16 protein-coding genes are annotated in these 16,037 nt (G+C 51.4%); 15 read left to right on the top strand and 1 reads right to left on the bottom strand.

The window, feature by feature from the left end; all coding sequences use genetic code 11:
• Positions 1-17 precede the first annotated feature (17 nt).
• The 11 genes from sbcB to ispH all read left to right on the top strand — a co-directional run bounded on the left by sbcB (position 18) and on the right by ispH (position 12,832).
• Positions 18-1,457 carry an exodeoxyribonuclease I gene (gene sbcB / locus KXJ70_RS14775; RefSeq protein WP_219044300.1) on the top strand — a complete coding sequence of 480 codons (1,440 nt, stop codon included), beginning with the start codon at positions 18-20 and terminating at the stop codon, positions 1,455-1,457.
• Positions 1,454-1,717 (top strand): GIY-YIG nuclease family protein, encoded by a 264-nt coding sequence (locus tag KXJ70_RS14770; protein WP_295876380.1) that lies wholly within the window; start codon positions 1,454-1,456, stop codon positions 1,715-1,717. The genes sbcB and KXJ70_RS14770 overlap by 4 nt, the downstream gene beginning before the upstream one ends.
• Before the next feature lie 85 nt (positions 1,718-1,802).
• Positions 1,803-3,608, top strand: coding sequence for an ABC transporter transmembrane domain-containing protein (locus KXJ70_RS14765; protein WP_219044299.1), 1,806 nt, complete (start codon positions 1,803-1,805; stop codon positions 3,606-3,608).
• 18 nt (positions 3,609-3,626) lie between these two features.
• Complete coding sequence (locus tag KXJ70_RS14760) at positions 3,627-4,643, top strand: aspartate carbamoyltransferase (RefSeq protein ID WP_219044298.1); 1,017 nt, start codon at positions 3,627-3,629, stop codon at positions 4,641-4,643.
• Between the two features lie 36 nt (positions 4,644-4,679).
• Complete coding sequence (locus KXJ70_RS14755) at positions 4,680-5,291, top strand: NUDIX domain-containing protein (protein WP_219044297.1); 612 nt, start codon at positions 4,680-4,682, stop codon at positions 5,289-5,291.
• A complete protein-coding gene (murJ, locus tag KXJ70_RS14750; protein WP_219044296.1) occupies positions 5,288-6,880 on the top strand; it encodes a murein biosynthesis integral membrane protein MurJ in 1,593 nt (530 codons plus the stop codon). Before KXJ70_RS14755 ends, murJ begins: the two co-directional genes overlap by 4 nt.
• Before the next feature lie 136 nt (positions 6,881-7,016).
• Entirely contained in the window at positions 7,017-7,946 is a 930-nt protein-coding gene (gene ribF / locus KXJ70_RS14745) for a bifunctional riboflavin kinase/FAD synthetase (protein ID WP_219044295.1), read from the top strand.
• A 62-nt stretch (positions 7,947-8,008) separates the two neighbouring features.
• On the top strand, positions 8,009-10,831 hold the full coding sequence (gene ileS / locus KXJ70_RS14740) for an isoleucine--tRNA ligase (protein ID WP_219044294.1): 2,823 nt from the start codon (positions 8,009-8,011) through the stop codon (positions 10,829-10,831).
• Complete coding sequence (gene lspA / locus KXJ70_RS14735; protein WP_219044293.1) at positions 10,824-11,345, top strand: signal peptidase II; 522 nt, start codon at positions 10,824-10,826, stop codon at positions 11,343-11,345. Before ileS ends, lspA begins: the two co-directional genes overlap by 8 nt.
• Before the next feature lie 24 nt (positions 11,346-11,369).
• Positions 11,370-11,822 carry an FKBP-type peptidyl-prolyl cis-trans isomerase gene (gene fkpB / locus KXJ70_RS14730; protein WP_219044292.1) on the top strand — a complete coding sequence of 151 codons (453 nt, stop codon included), beginning with the start codon at positions 11,370-11,372 and terminating at the stop codon, positions 11,820-11,822.
• Positions 11,823-11,884: 62 nt separating this feature from the next.
• The gene (gene ispH / locus KXJ70_RS14725; RefSeq protein WP_219044522.1) at positions 11,885-12,832 is read left to right on the top strand and encodes a 4-hydroxy-3-methylbut-2-enyl diphosphate reductase; all 948 of its coding nucleotides are present in this window, start codon (positions 11,885-11,887) and stop codon (positions 12,830-12,832) included.
• 5 nt (positions 12,833-12,837) lie between these two features.
• Here ispH and KXJ70_RS14720 read toward each other — a convergent pair whose 3' ends face one another.
• Complete coding sequence (locus KXJ70_RS14720) at positions 12,838-13,341, bottom strand: GspH/FimT family pseudopilin (RefSeq protein ID WP_219044291.1); 504 nt, start codon at positions 13,339-13,341, stop codon at positions 12,838-12,840.
• 150 nt (positions 13,342-13,491) lie between these two features.
• On the opposite strand from KXJ70_RS14720, the gene KXJ70_RS14715 reads away from it, so the two are divergent.
• Genes KXJ70_RS14715 through KXJ70_RS14700 form a run of 4 tightly spaced genes read left to right on the top strand, consistent with a single transcriptional unit; the run spans position 13,492 to position 16,031 of the window.
• Positions 13,492-14,001 carry a GspH/FimT family pseudopilin gene (locus tag KXJ70_RS14715; RefSeq protein ID WP_219044521.1) on the top strand — a complete coding sequence of 170 codons (510 nt, stop codon included), beginning with the start codon at positions 13,492-13,494 and terminating at the stop codon, positions 13,999-14,001.
• A complete protein-coding gene (gene pilV, locus KXJ70_RS14710; protein WP_219044290.1) occupies positions 14,001-14,438 on the top strand; it encodes a type IV pilus modification protein PilV in 438 nt (145 codons plus the stop codon). Before KXJ70_RS14715 ends, pilV begins: the two co-directional genes overlap by 1 nt.
• 10 nt (positions 14,439-14,448) lie before the next feature.
• Positions 14,449-15,492 carry a PilW family protein gene (locus KXJ70_RS14705; protein ID WP_219044520.1) on the top strand — a complete coding sequence of 348 codons (1,044 nt, stop codon included), beginning with the start codon at positions 14,449-14,451 and terminating at the stop codon, positions 15,490-15,492.
• Positions 15,489-16,031, top strand: coding sequence for a pilus assembly PilX family protein (locus KXJ70_RS14700; RefSeq protein ID WP_219044289.1), 543 nt, complete (start codon positions 15,489-15,491; stop codon positions 16,029-16,031). The genes KXJ70_RS14705 and KXJ70_RS14700 overlap by 4 nt, the downstream gene beginning before the upstream one ends.
• The last annotated feature ends 6 nt before the right edge of the window (positions 16,032-16,037 follow it).

The following is a 16,037-nucleotide window of genomic DNA, read 5'->3' as shown; positions in this document are numbered from 1 at the left end:
GCGTATAGGGGTAAACTTTGGCCAATCAAACCTTCTACTGGCACGATTACGAAACCTGGGGGGCTAATCCCGCCCGCGACCGGCCGGTGCAGTTTGCCGGTGTGCGAACCGACGCTGATTTAAATATTATCGGCGAGCCATTGATGGTTTACAGTCGTCCCAGTCCCGATTACCTCCCTCATCCAGAAGCCTGTTTGATTACCGGAATTACGCCCCAGCATGCCTTGCAAGAGGGTGTGCCCGAGTCAGAATTTATTGCTACCGTGCACGCGGAGTTATCGCAGCCGGGCACCTGCGGCGTCGGTTACAACAGTATTCGATTCGACGATGAAGTGACTCGTTATACCTTGTACCGCAATTTTTATGACCCCTATGCGCGGGAGTGGCAGAACGGCAATTCGCGCTGGGACCTTATTGATGTCGCTCGCCTGTGCCGCGCTCTACGGCCAGAAGGCATAGAGTGGCCGCTGCGTGAAGACGGTACTCCCAGTTTTAAACTCGAAGAATTGAGCGCGGCTAATGGTCTCAGTCACGAGTCTGCTCATGACGCCTTGTCCGATGTCTACGCGACTATCGATCTGGCAAAATTGCTGAAGCAGCGTCAGCCAAAACTGTTTGATTATGCTTTAAGCTTGCGCGACAAGCGCACAGTCGCCGCGATGTTAGATGTGGTGACGCAAGTGCCGGTGTTGCATGTCTCAGGCCGTCTGCCGGCGGCCAAGTTTTGCTCAGCACTGATGATGCCGCTCGCATTGCATCCCGACAATAAAAACAGCATTATTGTCTATGATCTCAGCGTCGATCCCACGCCTTTAATTGACTTGTCGGCCGAGGAAATTGCAGCGCGGGTATTCAGCGCAGCTGCAGATTTACCAGAGGGCACCGAGCGAATTCCCTTAAAAGAAATTCATATAAATCGTGCGCCTATCATCGCCACCGCAAAACTCGTTGACGAGACGGTGAGCCAGCGCCTGCAGATTGATATGGCTCAATGTCGACGTCATTGGGCGCAGCTCCACAAGGCCAGCGGTGTAGCTGAGAAATTGCAGGCTATATTCGGCGCGCGAGAGTTTGCGCAGAGCAATGATCCGGACGTCATGCTTTATGGCGGCGGATTTTTTAGCGGCGACGATAAAAAAATGATGGATGAAGTTCGCCGCGCCACGCCGGATATTCTCGCTATGCAAAACTATCACTTTAGCGATGCGCGTTTGCCGGAATTGCTGTGGCGCTATCGTGCGCGTAATTTTCCCATGAGCTTGTCGGATTCAGAGCGCGAGCATTGGCGCAGTTTCTGCCGTCGCTGTTTGCGTGAGCCAGAGCAGGGGCAGCTGGGTTTGGCTGCTTTTCGTCAGCGTTTAGCAGAGCTTGCACAAGAGCGGACATCTAGTACTGACGCAATGATATTGAGTGAATTAAATGACTACGCCGATGCCTTGGAGCAAGAAGGTTTGTGAGTTCGGCTTGGTGGGTATATATGGTGCGCAGCCGCAGCGGCAAGCTGTATACCGGAATCACCACAGACCCTGAGCGTCGATTTAGAGAGCACTGCGGCGAAGGTGGTCGCGGTGCGCGGTTTTTCCGAACAGATCCCGCCGATGCCATCGTCTATCGCGAGCCCGCTGAAAATCGCTCCACCGCGTCGCAGCGCGAAGCTGCAATCAAAAAGATGCGCAGAAGTGAAAAAGAATCTCTCATCATTGAATCCAAGGGGTAATTTACCTGAATAGCAAAAGCCCGCAAACGCCGCTTTCCCGCGTTGGATATAAAAGCGATAATGCGCGGCTAAGCAGGGGAGAGTTATGACGGATACCGGTTCAGAGCGCGAAAAAAGCACGAACGTCGGCGTACTCAAAGCGATGATGGCATTTTTACAGCCCTATCGCTGGCAGATGGTCGGCGCCAGTATTGCCTTGATTTGCACGGCGGGCATTACCTTGTCCATCGGTCAAGGCTTGCGTATGTTGGTTGATCAGGGTTTCTCCAGCAACGCCTCGGAAGCAGCGTTGAATCAGGCCTTGCTCCTGTTCATGGTAATGATTTTGCTGCTGGCTACCGGCACCTTTGTGCGTTTTTATCTGGTGTCGTGGATTGGCGAGCGGGTGAGCGCAGATTTGCGTAAAGCGGTTTTTGCCCACGTTATTCATCTCCATCCCGGCTATTTTGAAACCAATCTCAGCGGCGAAATTCAGTCTCGGATCACCACCGACACCACTTTGCTGCAAACCGTAATTGGGTCATCGGTATCGATTGCGCTGCGTAATTTCTTAATGTTCGTCGGCGGTCTTATTTTATTGTTTATCACCAACCCCAAATTAACGGGTCTAGTGATGCTGAGCGTGCCACTGGTGGTGGTGCCGATTATTGTTTTTGGGCGTCGCGTTCGCACGCTGTCGCGCACCAGTCAAGATCGTATTGCCGGCGTCGGTAGTTTTGTTGGCGAAGCCGTTAAAAATATAAAAATGGTTCAAGCCTTTAACCATCAGAAGCTGGATAAGCAAGCATTTGACGGCCATGTGGAATCTGCCTTCACTGTGGCAATTGGGCGAATAAATCAGCGTGCATGGCTTTCGACCACCGTGATTACCTTGGTTTTGGGTGCGGTAACTGCGATGTTGTGGGTCGGCGGTTTAGATGTGCTAGCGGGCAAAATCAGTGGTGGTGAGTTAGCGGCGTTTATTTTTTACGCGGTAATGGTCGCGGCATCGGTCGGCGCTATTTCAGAAGTCTATGGCGATTTGCAGCGCGCGGCGGGTGCCACTGAGCGCCTACTTGAATTGCTGGCAGCTGAAAATTTGGTGCCGACACCGGATCAACCACTGCCATTGCCGGTGGCTCCTCAGGGGCATTTGCAGTTTGAAAATGTGGGTTTTAGTTATCCGTCCCGACCTGAACAGCGCGCCATAGATAATTTAAATTTGAATATTTCCCCTGGCAGTAGCGTGGCTTTAGTTGGCAGTTCAGGCGCTGGTAAATCGACCTTAGTGGATTTGATTCTACGCTTTTATGATGTTCAGCAAGGTGCTATTCGCTTTGACGGTATCGATATTCGTGAATTGAGCCTTGACGATCTTCGCAGCCAAATTGCCATGGTTCCCCAGCAACCGGTGTTATTTACCGGCACCGTGGCTGACAATATTCGCTACGGCAAACCGGACGCCAGTGCGGAAGAAATTGAGGCGGCGGCGCGCTCGGCCTACGCACACGAGTTTATTGAGCGTCTATCCGAGGGCTACGACAGTTTTGTGGGCGAGGGTGGTATTCGCCTGTCCGGTGGTCAGCGTCAACGTATCGCCATTGCGCGAGCGATATTGGCCGACCCGACTTTACTATTGCTGGATGAGGCGACCAGTGCGCTGGACGCCGAAAGCGAATACCAAGTTCAACGGGCGCTAGAGCTATTGATGAAGGGGCGCACTACCATCGTGATTGCCCACCGTTTAGCCACGGTGGTGAATGTTGATATTATTGCGGTGCTGGATCATGGCAAGTTGGTTGCGACCGGTAGTCATACCGAACTTTTACAGAGCTCGCCGCTCTATGCACGTTGGGCGAGTTTGCAATTTGATGAAGGTGTTAATGCACCCGACGTGGTAGCGACGGTTTAATTTTTTGGAGAGGTAGAAGTGAAATTTTCTGGCAGTCATATTCTCTCTATCAGTCAGTTTGATCGCAATGATATTGAACGGGTGTTCGAGGTAGCAGATCGCATGGTGCCCTACGCTCATCGCGAACGCGTTACCAAGGTGCTCGACGGTGCCATTTTAGGCAATATGTTTTTTGAGCCCTCTACCCGAACTCGTGTGAGTTTTGGTTGTGCATTTAATCTCTTGGGTGGCGAGGTGCGTGAGACCACCGGTTTTGAAACCTCGGCCATCGCCAAAGGTGAGTCGCTCTATGATACAGCGCGGGTATTAAGCGGTTATAGCGATGTGATTGTGATGCGACATCCCGTGTCGGGCTCAGTTGCTGAGTTTGCGGCGGCGAGTCGAGTGCCGGTGATGAATGGTGGGGATGGTGCGAATGAGCATCCGAGCCAAGCCTTATTAGATTTATATACTATTCGTAAAGAACTGCAGCATCAGGGGCGCAGCGATCTCGACGGCCTGCGTATCGCCATGATTGGCGATTTAAAATACGGCCGCACGGTGCACTCCCTTTGTAAATTACTGTGCTTATATAAAAATATAACTGTGGTACTTATTTCTCCGGATGAATTGAAAATGCCGGAAGCGATTGTTGAGCAGTTGCGGGAAGCTGGTCACACGGTGCAAGAATCTGACGTGATGGAGGGCAGTATTTCAAAGGTGGATATCGCCTATTCGACACGGATACAGGAAGAGCGCTTTGCCAGTCCCGCTGAGGCGGATTTATACCGCGGCCGCTACCGATTAAATCAATCGATATACACCCGCTACTGTGAGCCCAATACCGTCATCATGCATCCTTTGCCGCGGGATTCTCGCACCGAGGCCAATGAGCTGGATAATGACCTGAACGACAACCCGAATTTGGCAATATTTAGGCAGGCTGACAATGGTGTCTTGGTGCGCATGGCCTTGTTTGCGCTTACCCTCGACGTTGCCGATCAGGTCGACAAAGCCGCTAGGGACGTGAATTGGTATACCGAAAGACGTTTTTAATATTCGTTTTTGACTCGGCGACAGCGGATTTTTTGAATGGCAGATTTTGAGCGTAAGGATGTAGAAATTGATGAAGACCGCGCTGCATGGCGCGGTTTTTTTCAGGTGCGGGCATTGCGTTTACGTCATCGTTTGTTTGGTGGCGGCTGGGGAAACTGGCTGAGCCGAGAGCTGTTTATGCGCGGCCCGGCAGTGGGGCTGCTACCTTACGATCCGGTCAATGACTGTATTTTAAAGGTGGAGCAATTTCGGGTTGGGGCATTACACCGCGCCAAAAGTCCGTGGTTGCTGGAGCTGGTCGCCGGGATTGTTGATACCGATGAGAGCCCTGCCGAAGTAGCGCGCCGCGAAGCCAAGGAAGAAGCGGGTATAGACATTGGCGAAATGGAGGCGATAGCTGAGTACTACTCGTCGCCGGGTGGCAGTGACGAATACTTTTATTTGTTTTGCGGTCGTGCAGACCTAAGTGCGGCGGGTGGCTATTTCGGACTTGCCTATGAGGGCGAGGATATTCACGCCCAAGTTATTCCCTTTGCGGATGCGATGACCATGCTCGATACCGGCAAAATAAATAATGCCCACAGTATCATCGCCATGCAGTGGCTGCGTCAGCATCGAGATACATTGCGTCAGCGGTGGGGAGCATGAGTGAGCCGGCGACAGTAAAACCAGCCAAGCAACGCGGCTTGCTGCGGTCTAGCTTACTGGTCAGCGTGATGACCCTGATGTCGCGAGTCTTGGGGCTTGTTCGCGATGTCGTCATCGCAATTTTCCTGGGCGCCAGCAGTAATGCGGATTGCTTTTTTGTCGCCTTTAAAATTCCCAATTTCCTGCGGCGTTTGTTTGCCGAAGGCGCGTTCTCGCAAGCTTTTGTGCCCGTGCTTTCTGAATATCATGAAAAAGGCAGCAAAGAGTCGGTTAAGCTGCTTATCGACCGCACCGCTGGTGCGCTGGGCGGTGTGCTGCTATTGGTAACCTGTGTCGCGGTTATAGCCTCGCCCTTGGTCGCGACAATATTTGCTCCCGGCTTTCGCGATGACCCAGCCAAGTTTGCACTGACCTCTGACATGATTCGGATTACGTTTCCGTATTTGTTTTTGATCTCGATGACCGGTTTTGCTGGCGGCATATTAAACACCTTTGGCCGCTACGCCGTGCCGGCCTTTACCCCAGTGCTATTAAATGTGTGTTTGATTGTCTCCGCGCTTTATATGTCCTCGTACTTTGCCGAGCCGGCGATGGCCTTGGCGTGGGGGGTGTTGATGGCCGGTGCGGTGCAGTTGGTATTTCAGCTGCCCTTTTTACAGCAGATTCAAATGCTGCCGCGGCCGCGCTGGGACTGGCACAACGAAGGCGTGCAAAAGATCGTCACTCTAATGATCCCAGCTTTGTTTGGGGTGTCGGTCAGCCAGATTAATTTGCTGCTAGACACAATTTTGGCGTCATTTTTACCCACGGGCAGTATCTCTTGGCTTTATTACTCTGATCGCTTGGTAGAGTTGCCACTGGGCGTCTTCGCCATCGCCATTGCCACCGTGGTATTGCCAAACCTGTCCCGCCAGCGTGCTGGCGGCAATGACGTCGCGTATTCCGCGACCTTAGATTGGGGCTTGCGCAGTGTATTGCTCATGGCCGTTCCTGCAGCGGTGGCGTTGATGCTATTAGCGGAGCCAATTTTAATTACCCTGTTTCAGTACGGCGAGCTGCAAATGCGCGACGTGGAAATGTCGAGCTTGAGTTTGCGTGCCTACACCCTCGGCCTCATTCCCTTTATGTTAATCAAGATACTGGCGCCGGGGTTTTATGCGCGTCAGGACACCAGGACGCCGGTGCGCATAGGTATTATCGCGATGGTGTCAAATATGGTGATGAATATCGCTTTTGTTGTTCCGCTGCATCACTACTGGCAGATCGGTCACGCGGGCTTGGCGCTGGCGACGGCGGGCTCGGCTTGGCTTAATGCGGGGCTGTTGTATCGGGGTTTGCGTCGCAATGCGGGCTTTGCGCCGCTGGCTGGCTGGGGGCGTTACTATCTGCAGTTGCTCTGCGGCGTGGCGGCGATGAGCGCATGCTTGTACTTTGGCTTGCAGTGGTTTAATGACTGGGAGGTTTGGAGTGTGTGGCAGCGCTCTTTACATTTGTTGGCGCTTTGTCTAGCCGGCGGTGGTGCCTACATTCTTGTTATGTTGTTAGGTGGTTTACGGCTGCGAGACATCAAGGGAACTGCTGCACACTAGTGATCGCTAGCCTGTTTTTACTGTCATGATCTGTTTCCGGCCGGCGGGAGTGGCAAGACTAGCGAACACTAGCGTTTTAGTCAGGCCTACTCCTAGGCTATAATCCCTCGCTTTGTTGGATAACAAGACGGCTGCCATGGAGTTAATCCGCGGATTTCAACATTTTCGACCTCGTCATCGTGGCTGCGTAGCCACGATTGGGGCATTTGACGGTGTGCATTTAGGACACCAGGCCGTGTTGCGCCAGTTAATTGCCAAGGGTCGTGAAATGGGCCTGCCGACTACGGTGGTCTTGTTTGAACCGCTGCCACGGGAGTTTTTTTCCCCCGACGAAGCGCCTGCGCGCTTAATGAGCTTTAAAGAGAAATTTATTGCGCTGCGCGACCTGGGCATAGATCGCGTTGTGCGAATTAGCTTCACGCCAGATTTTCGCGACATGACCGCCAATGTGTTTATCCATAAGTTGTTCGTTGTCGGACTGGGTGTGAAGTACATCGTGGTTGGTGACGATTTGCGTTTTGGCCGCAATCGCAGTGGCGATTTTGATCTGCTGCGTAAGGCCGGCAGGATCGACGGCTTTGAGGTTGTCGATACCTCAACGCTTGAAGTGACCGGCGAGCGCGTTAGTAGCACGCGAATCCGCGAGGTATTGGGTAACGCTGATTTTGATTTGGCGGAGCGCTTGCTGGGCCGCCCCTACAGTATTTCTGGGCGGGTTATTGTCGGCCAGCAGTTGGGGCGAACTATTGGTACACCCACGGCAAATATGGAGTTGCATCGCTTGCGTTCGCCCTTGTCGGGTGTATTTGCGGTGGAAGTGCATGGCGCAGACAGTTTCGTGCGGCCCGGAGTTGCCAATGTCGGGGTGCGACCAACAGTGGGTGATTTGTCCAAGGCTATTTTAGAAGTGCATATTCTCGACTTTAAACAGAGTATTTACGGTCGCAATATCACGGTTGTGTTTCGCAAAAAACTGCGGGAAGAGCACAAATTCAATGGGCTTGATGCGCTTAAGGCGCAAATAGCACGAGATGTAGAGCAAGCGAAAAATTATTTCGATATTTAGTTTAGCTAAGCTGCGGCTATAATTAACAGTACTGATTACTTTGGAATATACAGAACACCAATATGAGTGAATATAAGCACACCCTGAATTTACCCGAGACGAGCTTCGCGATGAAGGCGAATTTGTCGCAACGCGAACCCGGCATGCTAAAGCGCTGGCAGGACGAGGGTGTGTATCAGCAAATTCGCGATGCGCGCGAGGGCCGCGAGAAATTTATTCTCCACGATGGTCCTCCGTATGCGAATGGCGATATTCACATCGGTCATGCGGTAAACAAAATCCTCAAGGACATGATTGTTAAATCAAAAACACTCAGTGGTTTTGATGCGCCCTATGTGCCGGGGTGGGACTGTCACGGTCTGCCAATAGAGTTAAACGTTGAAAAGAAAGTCGGCAAGGCCGGCCACAAAGTCGATGCCGCGACCTTCCGCGAGAAGTGTCGTGAATACGCCTATAAGCAAGTTGATGGTCAGCGCGAAGACTTCAAGCGCTTGGGGGTGTTTGGCGATTGGGATAAACCCTATCTGACCATGGACTTCCATTTCGAGGCGAATATCATCCGCGCCTTGGGTAAAATTGTTGAAAATGGCCATATGCATAAGGGGTTTAAGCCCGTGCATTGGTGTATGGATTGCGGCTCAGCGTTGGCCGAAGCGGAAGTTGAATACAAAGACAAGACCTCGCCCGCTATCGACGTGGCGTTTGCGGTAGTGGATCGCGACGCTGCGATCGCAAAAACCGGTTTGCCGGCTGATATTGACGGCGAGCTGAATCTGGCGATTTGGACCACCACACCGTGGACGCTGCCAGCTAATATGGCGGTGTGCTTGCACCCAGAGCTTGATTACGTTTGGGTGAGTTTCACCGGTGAGAGCGGCGCCAAGATGGTGTTGCTACTAGCAGAAGCGCTACACGAATCTACTCTGGCGCGCTACGCAGTAGAGTCATTTGAGCTTGTCGGTCGCTGCAAAGGTGCGGCGCTAGAAAACCTGCTGTTACAACATCCGTTTTACAGCCGTCAGGTTCCCGTTATTTTAGGCGATCATGTGACTACCGATGCCGGTACCGGCGCTGTTCACACGGCGCCAGCGCACGGTCAAGACGACTTTGTGGTGGGCAAGCAATACGGTTTAGAAGTTTATAATCCGGTCGCGGCCAACGGTACGTTTTTAGAAGGCACTGAATTATTTGAGGGTCAGCACGTTTTCAAGGCCAACGACAACGTCATTACCACCCTGACTGAGCGCGGCCGCTTGTTGCACTGCAAGCATTTTGAACACAGCTATCCGCACTGCTGGCGTCATAAAAGCCCAATTATTTTCCGCGCCACACCGCAGTGGTTTGTGAGCATGAAGCAAAATGGCCTGCTTGATATGGCGATGGCGGCCGTCGATACGGTGAATTGGACGCCGGGCTGGGGACGTGCACGCATCGAATCTATGATGCAAGAGCGGCCAGACTGGTGTATTTCTCGTCAGCGTACCTGGGGTGCGCCGATTGCCTTATTTGCCCACAACGAAACCGCAGAATTACATCCCCGCACGGCTGAGTTGATTGAGCAAGTTGCCAAGCTTGTTGACGCGGGCGGTATTCAAGCTTGGTTTGATTTGGATGCGGCGGAACTATTAGGTGACGATGCTGAGCAATACAGCAAGGTAACGGATACCTTGGATGTGTGGTTCGACTCTGGTGTGACTCACTTTGCGGTATTGTCGCAGCTAGAGAGCTTACAGTTTCCTGCCGATCTGTATTTAGAGGGCTCTGATCAGCATCGCGGCTGGTTCCAGTCGTCATTGCTGACTTCAATCGCGACCCGTGGTGTGGCGCCGTACAAGGGTGTGTTGACCCACGGTTTCACCGTCGATGCGCAGGGTCGCAAAATGTCCAAGTCGGTAGGCAATGTGGTTGCGCCGCAGAAAATCATGAATACCTTGGGCGCTGATATCCTGCGTCTTTGGGTGGCGGCCACCGATTACCGCAATGAAATGACGGTATCAGATGAGATCTTCAAGCGCACCGCCGATTCCTATCGTCGCATTCGTAATACCGCGCGTTTCCTACTGGCGAATATGGCGGGCTTTGAGCCGGCCGAACATGCGGTTGAGCCTTCGGAGATGCTGGCTTTAGATCGTTGGATTATGCATCGTGCCGCGGTGTTACAAGACGAAATTGTGGCGGCCTACGACGCCTATCAATTCCATTTGGTGTATCAAAAGTTGCATAACTTCTGTGTCTTGGAGTTGGGTGGTTTTTATCTGGATATTATCAAGGATCGTCAATACACCACCAAGGCGAATAGTTTACCGCGCCGCTCTGCGCAGACCGCGCTCTACCATATTGCAGAAGCACTCACGCGTTGGATTTCGCCCATCTTGAGCTTTACGGCAGACGAATTGTGGGAGCATTTACCAGGCCAGCGGTCAGGTACCGTGTTTGCCGCAGAATGGTATTTGGGACTGGATAAAATGCCTGCCGATAGCAATATGGGCGATGGCTTCTGGGACACCGTTCAAGATGTTAAGTCGGCGGTGAACAAGGTGCTTGAAGGCGCTAAAAAAGACGGTTTTGTCGGCGGCAGTTTAGCAGCCGAGGTGACCTTGTTCTGTGATGAATCATTAATGAACACCTTAAATGCCCTGGGTGACGAGCTGCGCTTTGTATTGATTACTTCGGCGGCACGCCTAGCGCCTCTGTCTGCTGTTAATGAAGCAATTGAAACAGATGTAGAGGGTTTGCAGGTGCGCGTCGCGGCTAGTGATGGCACCAAATGCACACGCTGCTGGCATCACCGCGAGGATGTCGGGCAGTCCCTTACGCACCCTGAGTTGTGTTTCCGTTGCATCGACAACGTTGATGGCGACGGGGAAGTGCGTCTGTATGCATGATGCTGGTATAGATAGCGAAACTGCAGCACAGCGCCGCAGTCGCGTGTTTTGGTTGCTGATAGCCGTCGCGGTAATTGTGCTGGATCAAATTAGTAAATATTTTGCTGACAGCAATTTGGACTATGCCAGTCCAATAGAAATTCTGCCGGTGTTGGACATTACACTGCACTATAACCGCGGTGCTGCGTTTAGTTTTTTGAGTGATGCGGGTGGTTGGCAGCGCTGGTTTTTTTCGGTGATCGCCTTGGCGGTCAGTGCGTATATTTGTGTGTGGTTGATGCGCTTGCAACGTCAGCAATGGTTGCTGTCGCTGGCCTTGGCGTTGGTGTTAGGGGGCGCGGTAGGTAACTTGTGGGACCGTATGTATTACGGCCATGTTATTGATTTTATTTCAGTACACTGGGGCACAAGCTATTTTCCAACCTTTAATATTGCCGACGCGGGTATCAGTGTGGGCGCCTGTCTTCTATTACTCGATATGGTTCTGAACCCCGAGCCGAAAAAATCAGCCTAAAGGCTGACTGGAACTGAATACATCATGACGAATATTGGCATAGCACCAGGCACTGAAATTTGCCTGCATTTCTCTTTAAGTATAATTGACGGCGATGAAGTGGATTCTAACTTCGGCGGCAAGCCGGCAAGCTTTGTATTTGGCGATGGTAATTTGTTGCCGAGCGTCGAAGCTAAACTGCTGGGATTAAAGGCGGGTGCAAAGGAGACCTTTACTCTGGCGCCTGAAGACGGCTTTGGCCAGCGCAACCCCGCCAATATACAGCGCTTCCCGCGCAGCCAGTTTGGCGCCGACATGGTATTGGAAGAAGGCTTGGTGATTTCCTTCGCCGATGCAGCCCGTGCCGAATTGCCAGGTGTCGTAAGCGAAGTAGATGATGACTTTGTCATGGTGGATTTTAACCATCCGCTGGCGGGGCGAATGCTAAATTTTCGAGTTGAAATTTTAAGCGTCAGCGCGCAGGCTGATACAAAGTAATAGCGGTTTTTGCGAAGCAGCAATCTGGGTGTGATGAAGTAATGAGCGACGCTGGCGACAAAATGCAAATTAAAATGGCGAACCCCCGTGGTTTTTGCGCTGGTGTTGATCGCGCGATTGAAATCGTTAATCGCGCCCTAGATGTGTTTGGCGCCCCTATCTACGTTCGTCATGAAGTCGTGCACAATAAATTTGTGGTTGAAAATTTGCGGCAGCGCGGCGCGAGATTTGTCGACGAGTTAGACGAAGTGCCAGACGACAAAATCGTTATATTTAGTGCCCACGGAGTATCGCAAGCGGTGCGCGCGGAGGCTGATCGTCGTGGCCTAAAAGTATTTGATGCCACCTGCCCGCTGGTGACCAAAGTCCATATGGAAGTGGTCAATTTTAGTGGTGCTGGGCGCGAGTGTGTTTTGATTGGGCATAAGGGCCATCCCGAAGTAGAAGGCACAATGGGCCAGTACGACGCCTCCCAAGGTGGCGAAATATATCTAGTTGAAGATGTCGAGCAGGCACTGGCCCTTGAGGTTAAAGATCCCAGCCACCTCTCGTATGTGACTCAAACCACCTTATCGATGGACGATACCGCTGCGGTGATTAAAGCGCTGCGCAGCAAATTTCCAAATATAGAAGGTCCGCGCAAAGATGATATCTGCTATGCCACCCAAAACCGGCAAGACGCAGTTAAGACCTTGGCGCAGCAGGTAGATCTTGTGTTGGTGGTAGGTTCACCGAATAGCTCAAATTCAAATCGCTTGCGTGAATTAGCAGAACGCATTGGCTGCCGGGCCTATTTAATCGACAGCGAAGAAGATATTCGCCCCGAATGGCTTGAAGGTAAGCCCAAAATTGGGATTACCGCAGGCGCTTCTGCCCCTGAAGTACTGGTTAGTTCTGTGATAGATCGGCTATGCGAACTGGGGGCTTCCTTGCCCGTGGAGCTAGACGGCCGCCCAGAAAATATCACCTTCTCGCTACCTAAAGAGCTGCGCTTAGTCGACGTTTCTTAGGCCAGTCAGCATTCTTCGATCTCGGTATTGATCATTCGTACTCGACCACCGATGCTAATAATTAACTGATATGCCTCGTTATATCCGGCCTGGCAGACGGTAATTGTGCCGACCTGAAAGGCACCGCTAGTGGTTTGAGCGCTGCCGTCGGGCGCAAACATGACATAATCCGCAACCCAGCGGTTTCCTTGTATTTGCACATTTCCTTGATTTCCCAAGCGTAGCAAAACGGCTTCGCCGTTGTCCTGTGCTCCATTGCCATTGTCGTCCTCGAACAGTGTCGCGCCCGTAGACCAATCGCCATCGCTATTTTCTGCGGTGATTTGTTTGCTACGCATTACTGCGGTCGCTCTCGCGCTGGTGAGAAAATGGAACAATTGCTGACCTGCGGAGCGCAGACGATATTGTTGCAGAAGGTTGTAAAAGGCTGGAACGGCGCTGAAGCTGAGTATGGCTGTTATGGCGAGAGCCGCGATGAGTTCAAATAAAGTAAAGCCTCGGTTTTCCATTATGGACTCCTTTCCATATTGGGTTACACTCAGGAGTGGTTCTCATTTCGATTTTTCAGCTTCCATGCTGATTTTAGGTTTAATCGAATACACCCCTCGTTTAATCTAGGGCTATGGAAAGAAAAGTCAAGCTTAAAACGGATACGCAAAATGCGGCTTAAGAGCGGAAACAATGGATTTACATTAATCGAGCTGATAGTGACGGTCTCGATTGCCGCTATTTTGGCAGCCATAGCGGCGCCAAGCTTTACAAAGTTTATGGATGAATCCCGTGATCGCGCTGTAGTTCAGCAGCTTGTGAGGTCGCTTATGGCCGCGCGCTCAGAGGCGGTGGTGCGCGGGACGACCGTGACGGTAAGCGCAATCAACGGGAGTTGGGCAAATGGCTGGCGGAGCTGGGTTGATGCCGACAGCAGTGGCAGTTATGACGATGGCGAAGCCATCCAGACAAATACCGCAGGCAGTGGGGGCGCGGTAATCACCGGCGATCGCGGTGGCACGGCAATTACCAATGTCGCTTTTACCCGCGATGGCTTCCTTAATGATACTGCTGCGATCGCGATTTCATATCGCACATCCCCCGAGTATTGTTCTCGTGATCGCAATATTACTATTGGTCTCACCGGCCAAGTGAGTCTCAGCGAAAGGAGCTGCCCGTAATGAGAAGTCGACAGCGAGGCGCAACCTTAATTGAAGTGCTTGTCGCCGTATTAATAACTGCGACAGGTGTGCTCGGCGCGGCCGCAATGCAGCTAAATGCGGTTAAGTTTAATCAGGCTTCCACCTCCCGCTCTACTGCTGTTTTCTTGGCGAATGATATGTCTGACCGAATGCGTGCCAATCGATCCGACGCTCTTGCGGGGCGTTATGATTTGGCGATCGATGACGATGCGCCTGCCGGTGCCGCTATATATCAAATTGATATTCAAGAATGGCTGCAGGAAATCGCGCTGCGACTGCCTTCCGGCGACGCATCTGTGGCTCGCGATGACAATAATTTCACTATCACTATTCAGTGGGACGAAAGCCGGCTGTCGAAGACGAGAGAAGCGAATGCCGGTGACAACCAGACCTTCGTTTTTCAAACCAGGCTGTGAGGGAGGGTTTATGAAGGGATCACAGCGTGGGTTTGGTTTAGTTGAGTTAATGATTGCGATCACCTTGGGCTTGTTTTTAAGTGCAGCGGTGATTCAGGTATTCCTAGCAACTAATGCGAGCTCAAAGGTTCAGGATTCACTGGCCCAAATTCAGGAAAACGCGCGGTTTGCGATGCGTTTTCTTGGTAAAGAGATCCGTATGGCCGGCTATATGGGCTGCAGTTCTATTGGCAATATCAGTGTGAACGTGATTGCCGTTCCTGCCAATGTGGTTAATTTTAGTTTAGCCACCGCACTAGTTGGTGAAGACAATGTAGTGGCCGGTAACGCTTTATCGGCGGTGGTGGGCAGCGATGTATTGCACATAAAAAAAGCGTCGGAAAGCGATGTTAATGTCACGGGTAATATGGCGAGTAATAATGCCAATTTACAGATAGAAAATAACAGCCTTGGTTTCGCAGCAGGTGACTATGTCATGGTTAGCGATTGTTTAAATGCAGATGTATTTCGTATTGTTAATAACCCTGGCAATAACGGAAACGGCAATGCCGCAACAACCTTAGCGCATTCTGTCGGGCAGGGACTTAATTCTAGCAATAATCTGAGCAAACTTTATCAAACGGATGCTGAGGTATTTGGGTTTGAAAGTGTTGATTATTTTATACGTGATACCGGTCGAGATACGGCTAGCGGTCGGCCTATAAATGCACTTTATATGCAGAGATTGGTTGCGGGTTCAGGTGGTGTGATGGCAGCTGCGGTTGAGTTGGTTGAAGGTGTCGAGGATATGCAAATCTCTTACGGCGTCGATACCAATGATGATCGCGCTGTAGATGAGTATCGCAGTGGTGCAGCAGTTACGGATTGGGAAGATGTTTTGAGTGTGCGTATATCACTGCTAATGGTGGCATCGGAAGAGAATATCGTTGGTAAGAGCGGATCGGAAAATGCCCAATCCATTATTGATACCAATGGAAATGTTGTTGCAAATACCGATGGGCGTTTTAGACAAATATTTACCAATGTATTTGCGATTAGGAATAAATTGCCATGATATATGTTCTGCGGGGCAGCAATATTAGCCGACAGCGCGGTGCCGTTTTGATTGTTAGCCTGGTATTCATGTTAATACTGACCATTATTGCCGCGGCGTCTATGCAGTCTTCAACAATGCAAGAACGTATGGCGGGTAATGCAAAGGATACCAACTTGGCCTTTCAGTCTGCAGAGGCGGGTTTGCGTGAAGCCGAGGCTGTCTTGTCGCAAATTAATGTGGGCCCTTTTGACGGTACTAACGGCCTATATTTGCAGTGCGCAGACCCTGCGAATACAGCAACTGCCTGTGTTGAGCCGAACTGGTCCAATCATACGTCAGTCGGTTGGCAAGTGATGGCTGCCGATGTTATTCCGTATTCGGCAAAGCCACCAGAGTACATTATTGAGGAGTTGGTGAGCATCGGAAGCGAAAATGCTGTTTTAGATGCTGACAACCCTATTGCGCCATTAATATTTTATCGTGTAACAGCTAGAGGTTACGGTGCGAGTAGTCGCAGCATGGTGGTGCTGAGCACAACATTTAAGCGCAGCAATTAAGTCTAT

It is taken from the genome of Zhongshania aquimaris, from assembly GCF_019312595.1.
GTDB classification, from domain to species: Bacteria; Pseudomonadota; Gammaproteobacteria; order Pseudomonadales; family Spongiibacteraceae; genus Spongiibacter; species Spongiibacter aquimaris.
The sequence above is the reverse complement of the archived record's forward strand: the minus strand, read 5'-3'. Positions and strand labels throughout refer to the sequence as shown.

What these genes read in the sequence shown, in the direction of transcription:
- KXJ70_RS14765 (WP_219044299.1), top strand. Translation starts at nt 1,803, where the DNA reads ATGACGGATACCGGTTCAGAGCGCGAAAAAAGCACGAACGTCGGCGTA.
- KXJ70_RS14755 (WP_219044297.1), top strand. Translation starts at nt 4,680, where the DNA reads ATGGCAGATTTTGAGCGTAAGGATGTAGAAATTGATGAAGACCGCGCT.
- murJ (WP_219044296.1), top strand. Translation starts at nt 5,288, where the DNA reads ATGAGTGAGCCGGCGACAGTAAAACCAGCCAAGCAACGCGGCTTGCTG.
- ribF (WP_219044295.1), top strand. Translation starts at nt 7,017, where the DNA reads ATGGAGTTAATCCGCGGATTTCAACATTTTCGACCTCGTCATCGTGGC.
- ileS (WP_219044294.1), top strand. Translation starts at nt 8,009, where the DNA reads ATGAGTGAATATAAGCACACCCTGAATTTACCCGAGACGAGCTTCGCG.
- lspA (WP_219044293.1), top strand. Translation starts at nt 10,824, where the DNA reads ATGCATGATGCTGGTATAGATAGCGAAACTGCAGCACAGCGCCGCAGT.
- fkpB (WP_219044292.1), top strand. Translation starts at nt 11,370, where the DNA reads ATGACGAATATTGGCATAGCACCAGGCACTGAAATTTGCCTGCATTTC.
- ispH (WP_219044522.1), top strand. Translation starts at nt 11,885, where the DNA reads ATGCAAATTAAAATGGCGAACCCCCGTGGTTTTTGCGCTGGTGTTGAT.
- KXJ70_RS14720 (WP_219044291.1), bottom strand. Translation starts at nt 13,341, where the DNA reads ATGGAAAACCGAGGCTTTACTTTATTTGAACTCATCGCGGCTCTCGCC.
- KXJ70_RS14715 (WP_219044521.1), top strand. Translation starts at nt 13,492, where the DNA reads ATGCGGCTTAAGAGCGGAAACAATGGATTTACATTAATCGAGCTGATA.
- pilV (WP_219044290.1), top strand. Translation starts at nt 14,001, where the DNA reads ATGAGAAGTCGACAGCGAGGCGCAACCTTAATTGAAGTGCTTGTCGCC.
- KXJ70_RS14705 (WP_219044520.1), top strand. Translation starts at nt 14,449, where the DNA reads ATGAAGGGATCACAGCGTGGGTTTGGTTTAGTTGAGTTAATGATTGCG.
- KXJ70_RS14700 (WP_219044289.1), top strand. Translation starts at nt 15,489, where the DNA reads ATGATATATGTTCTGCGGGGCAGCAATATTAGCCGACAGCGCGGTGCC.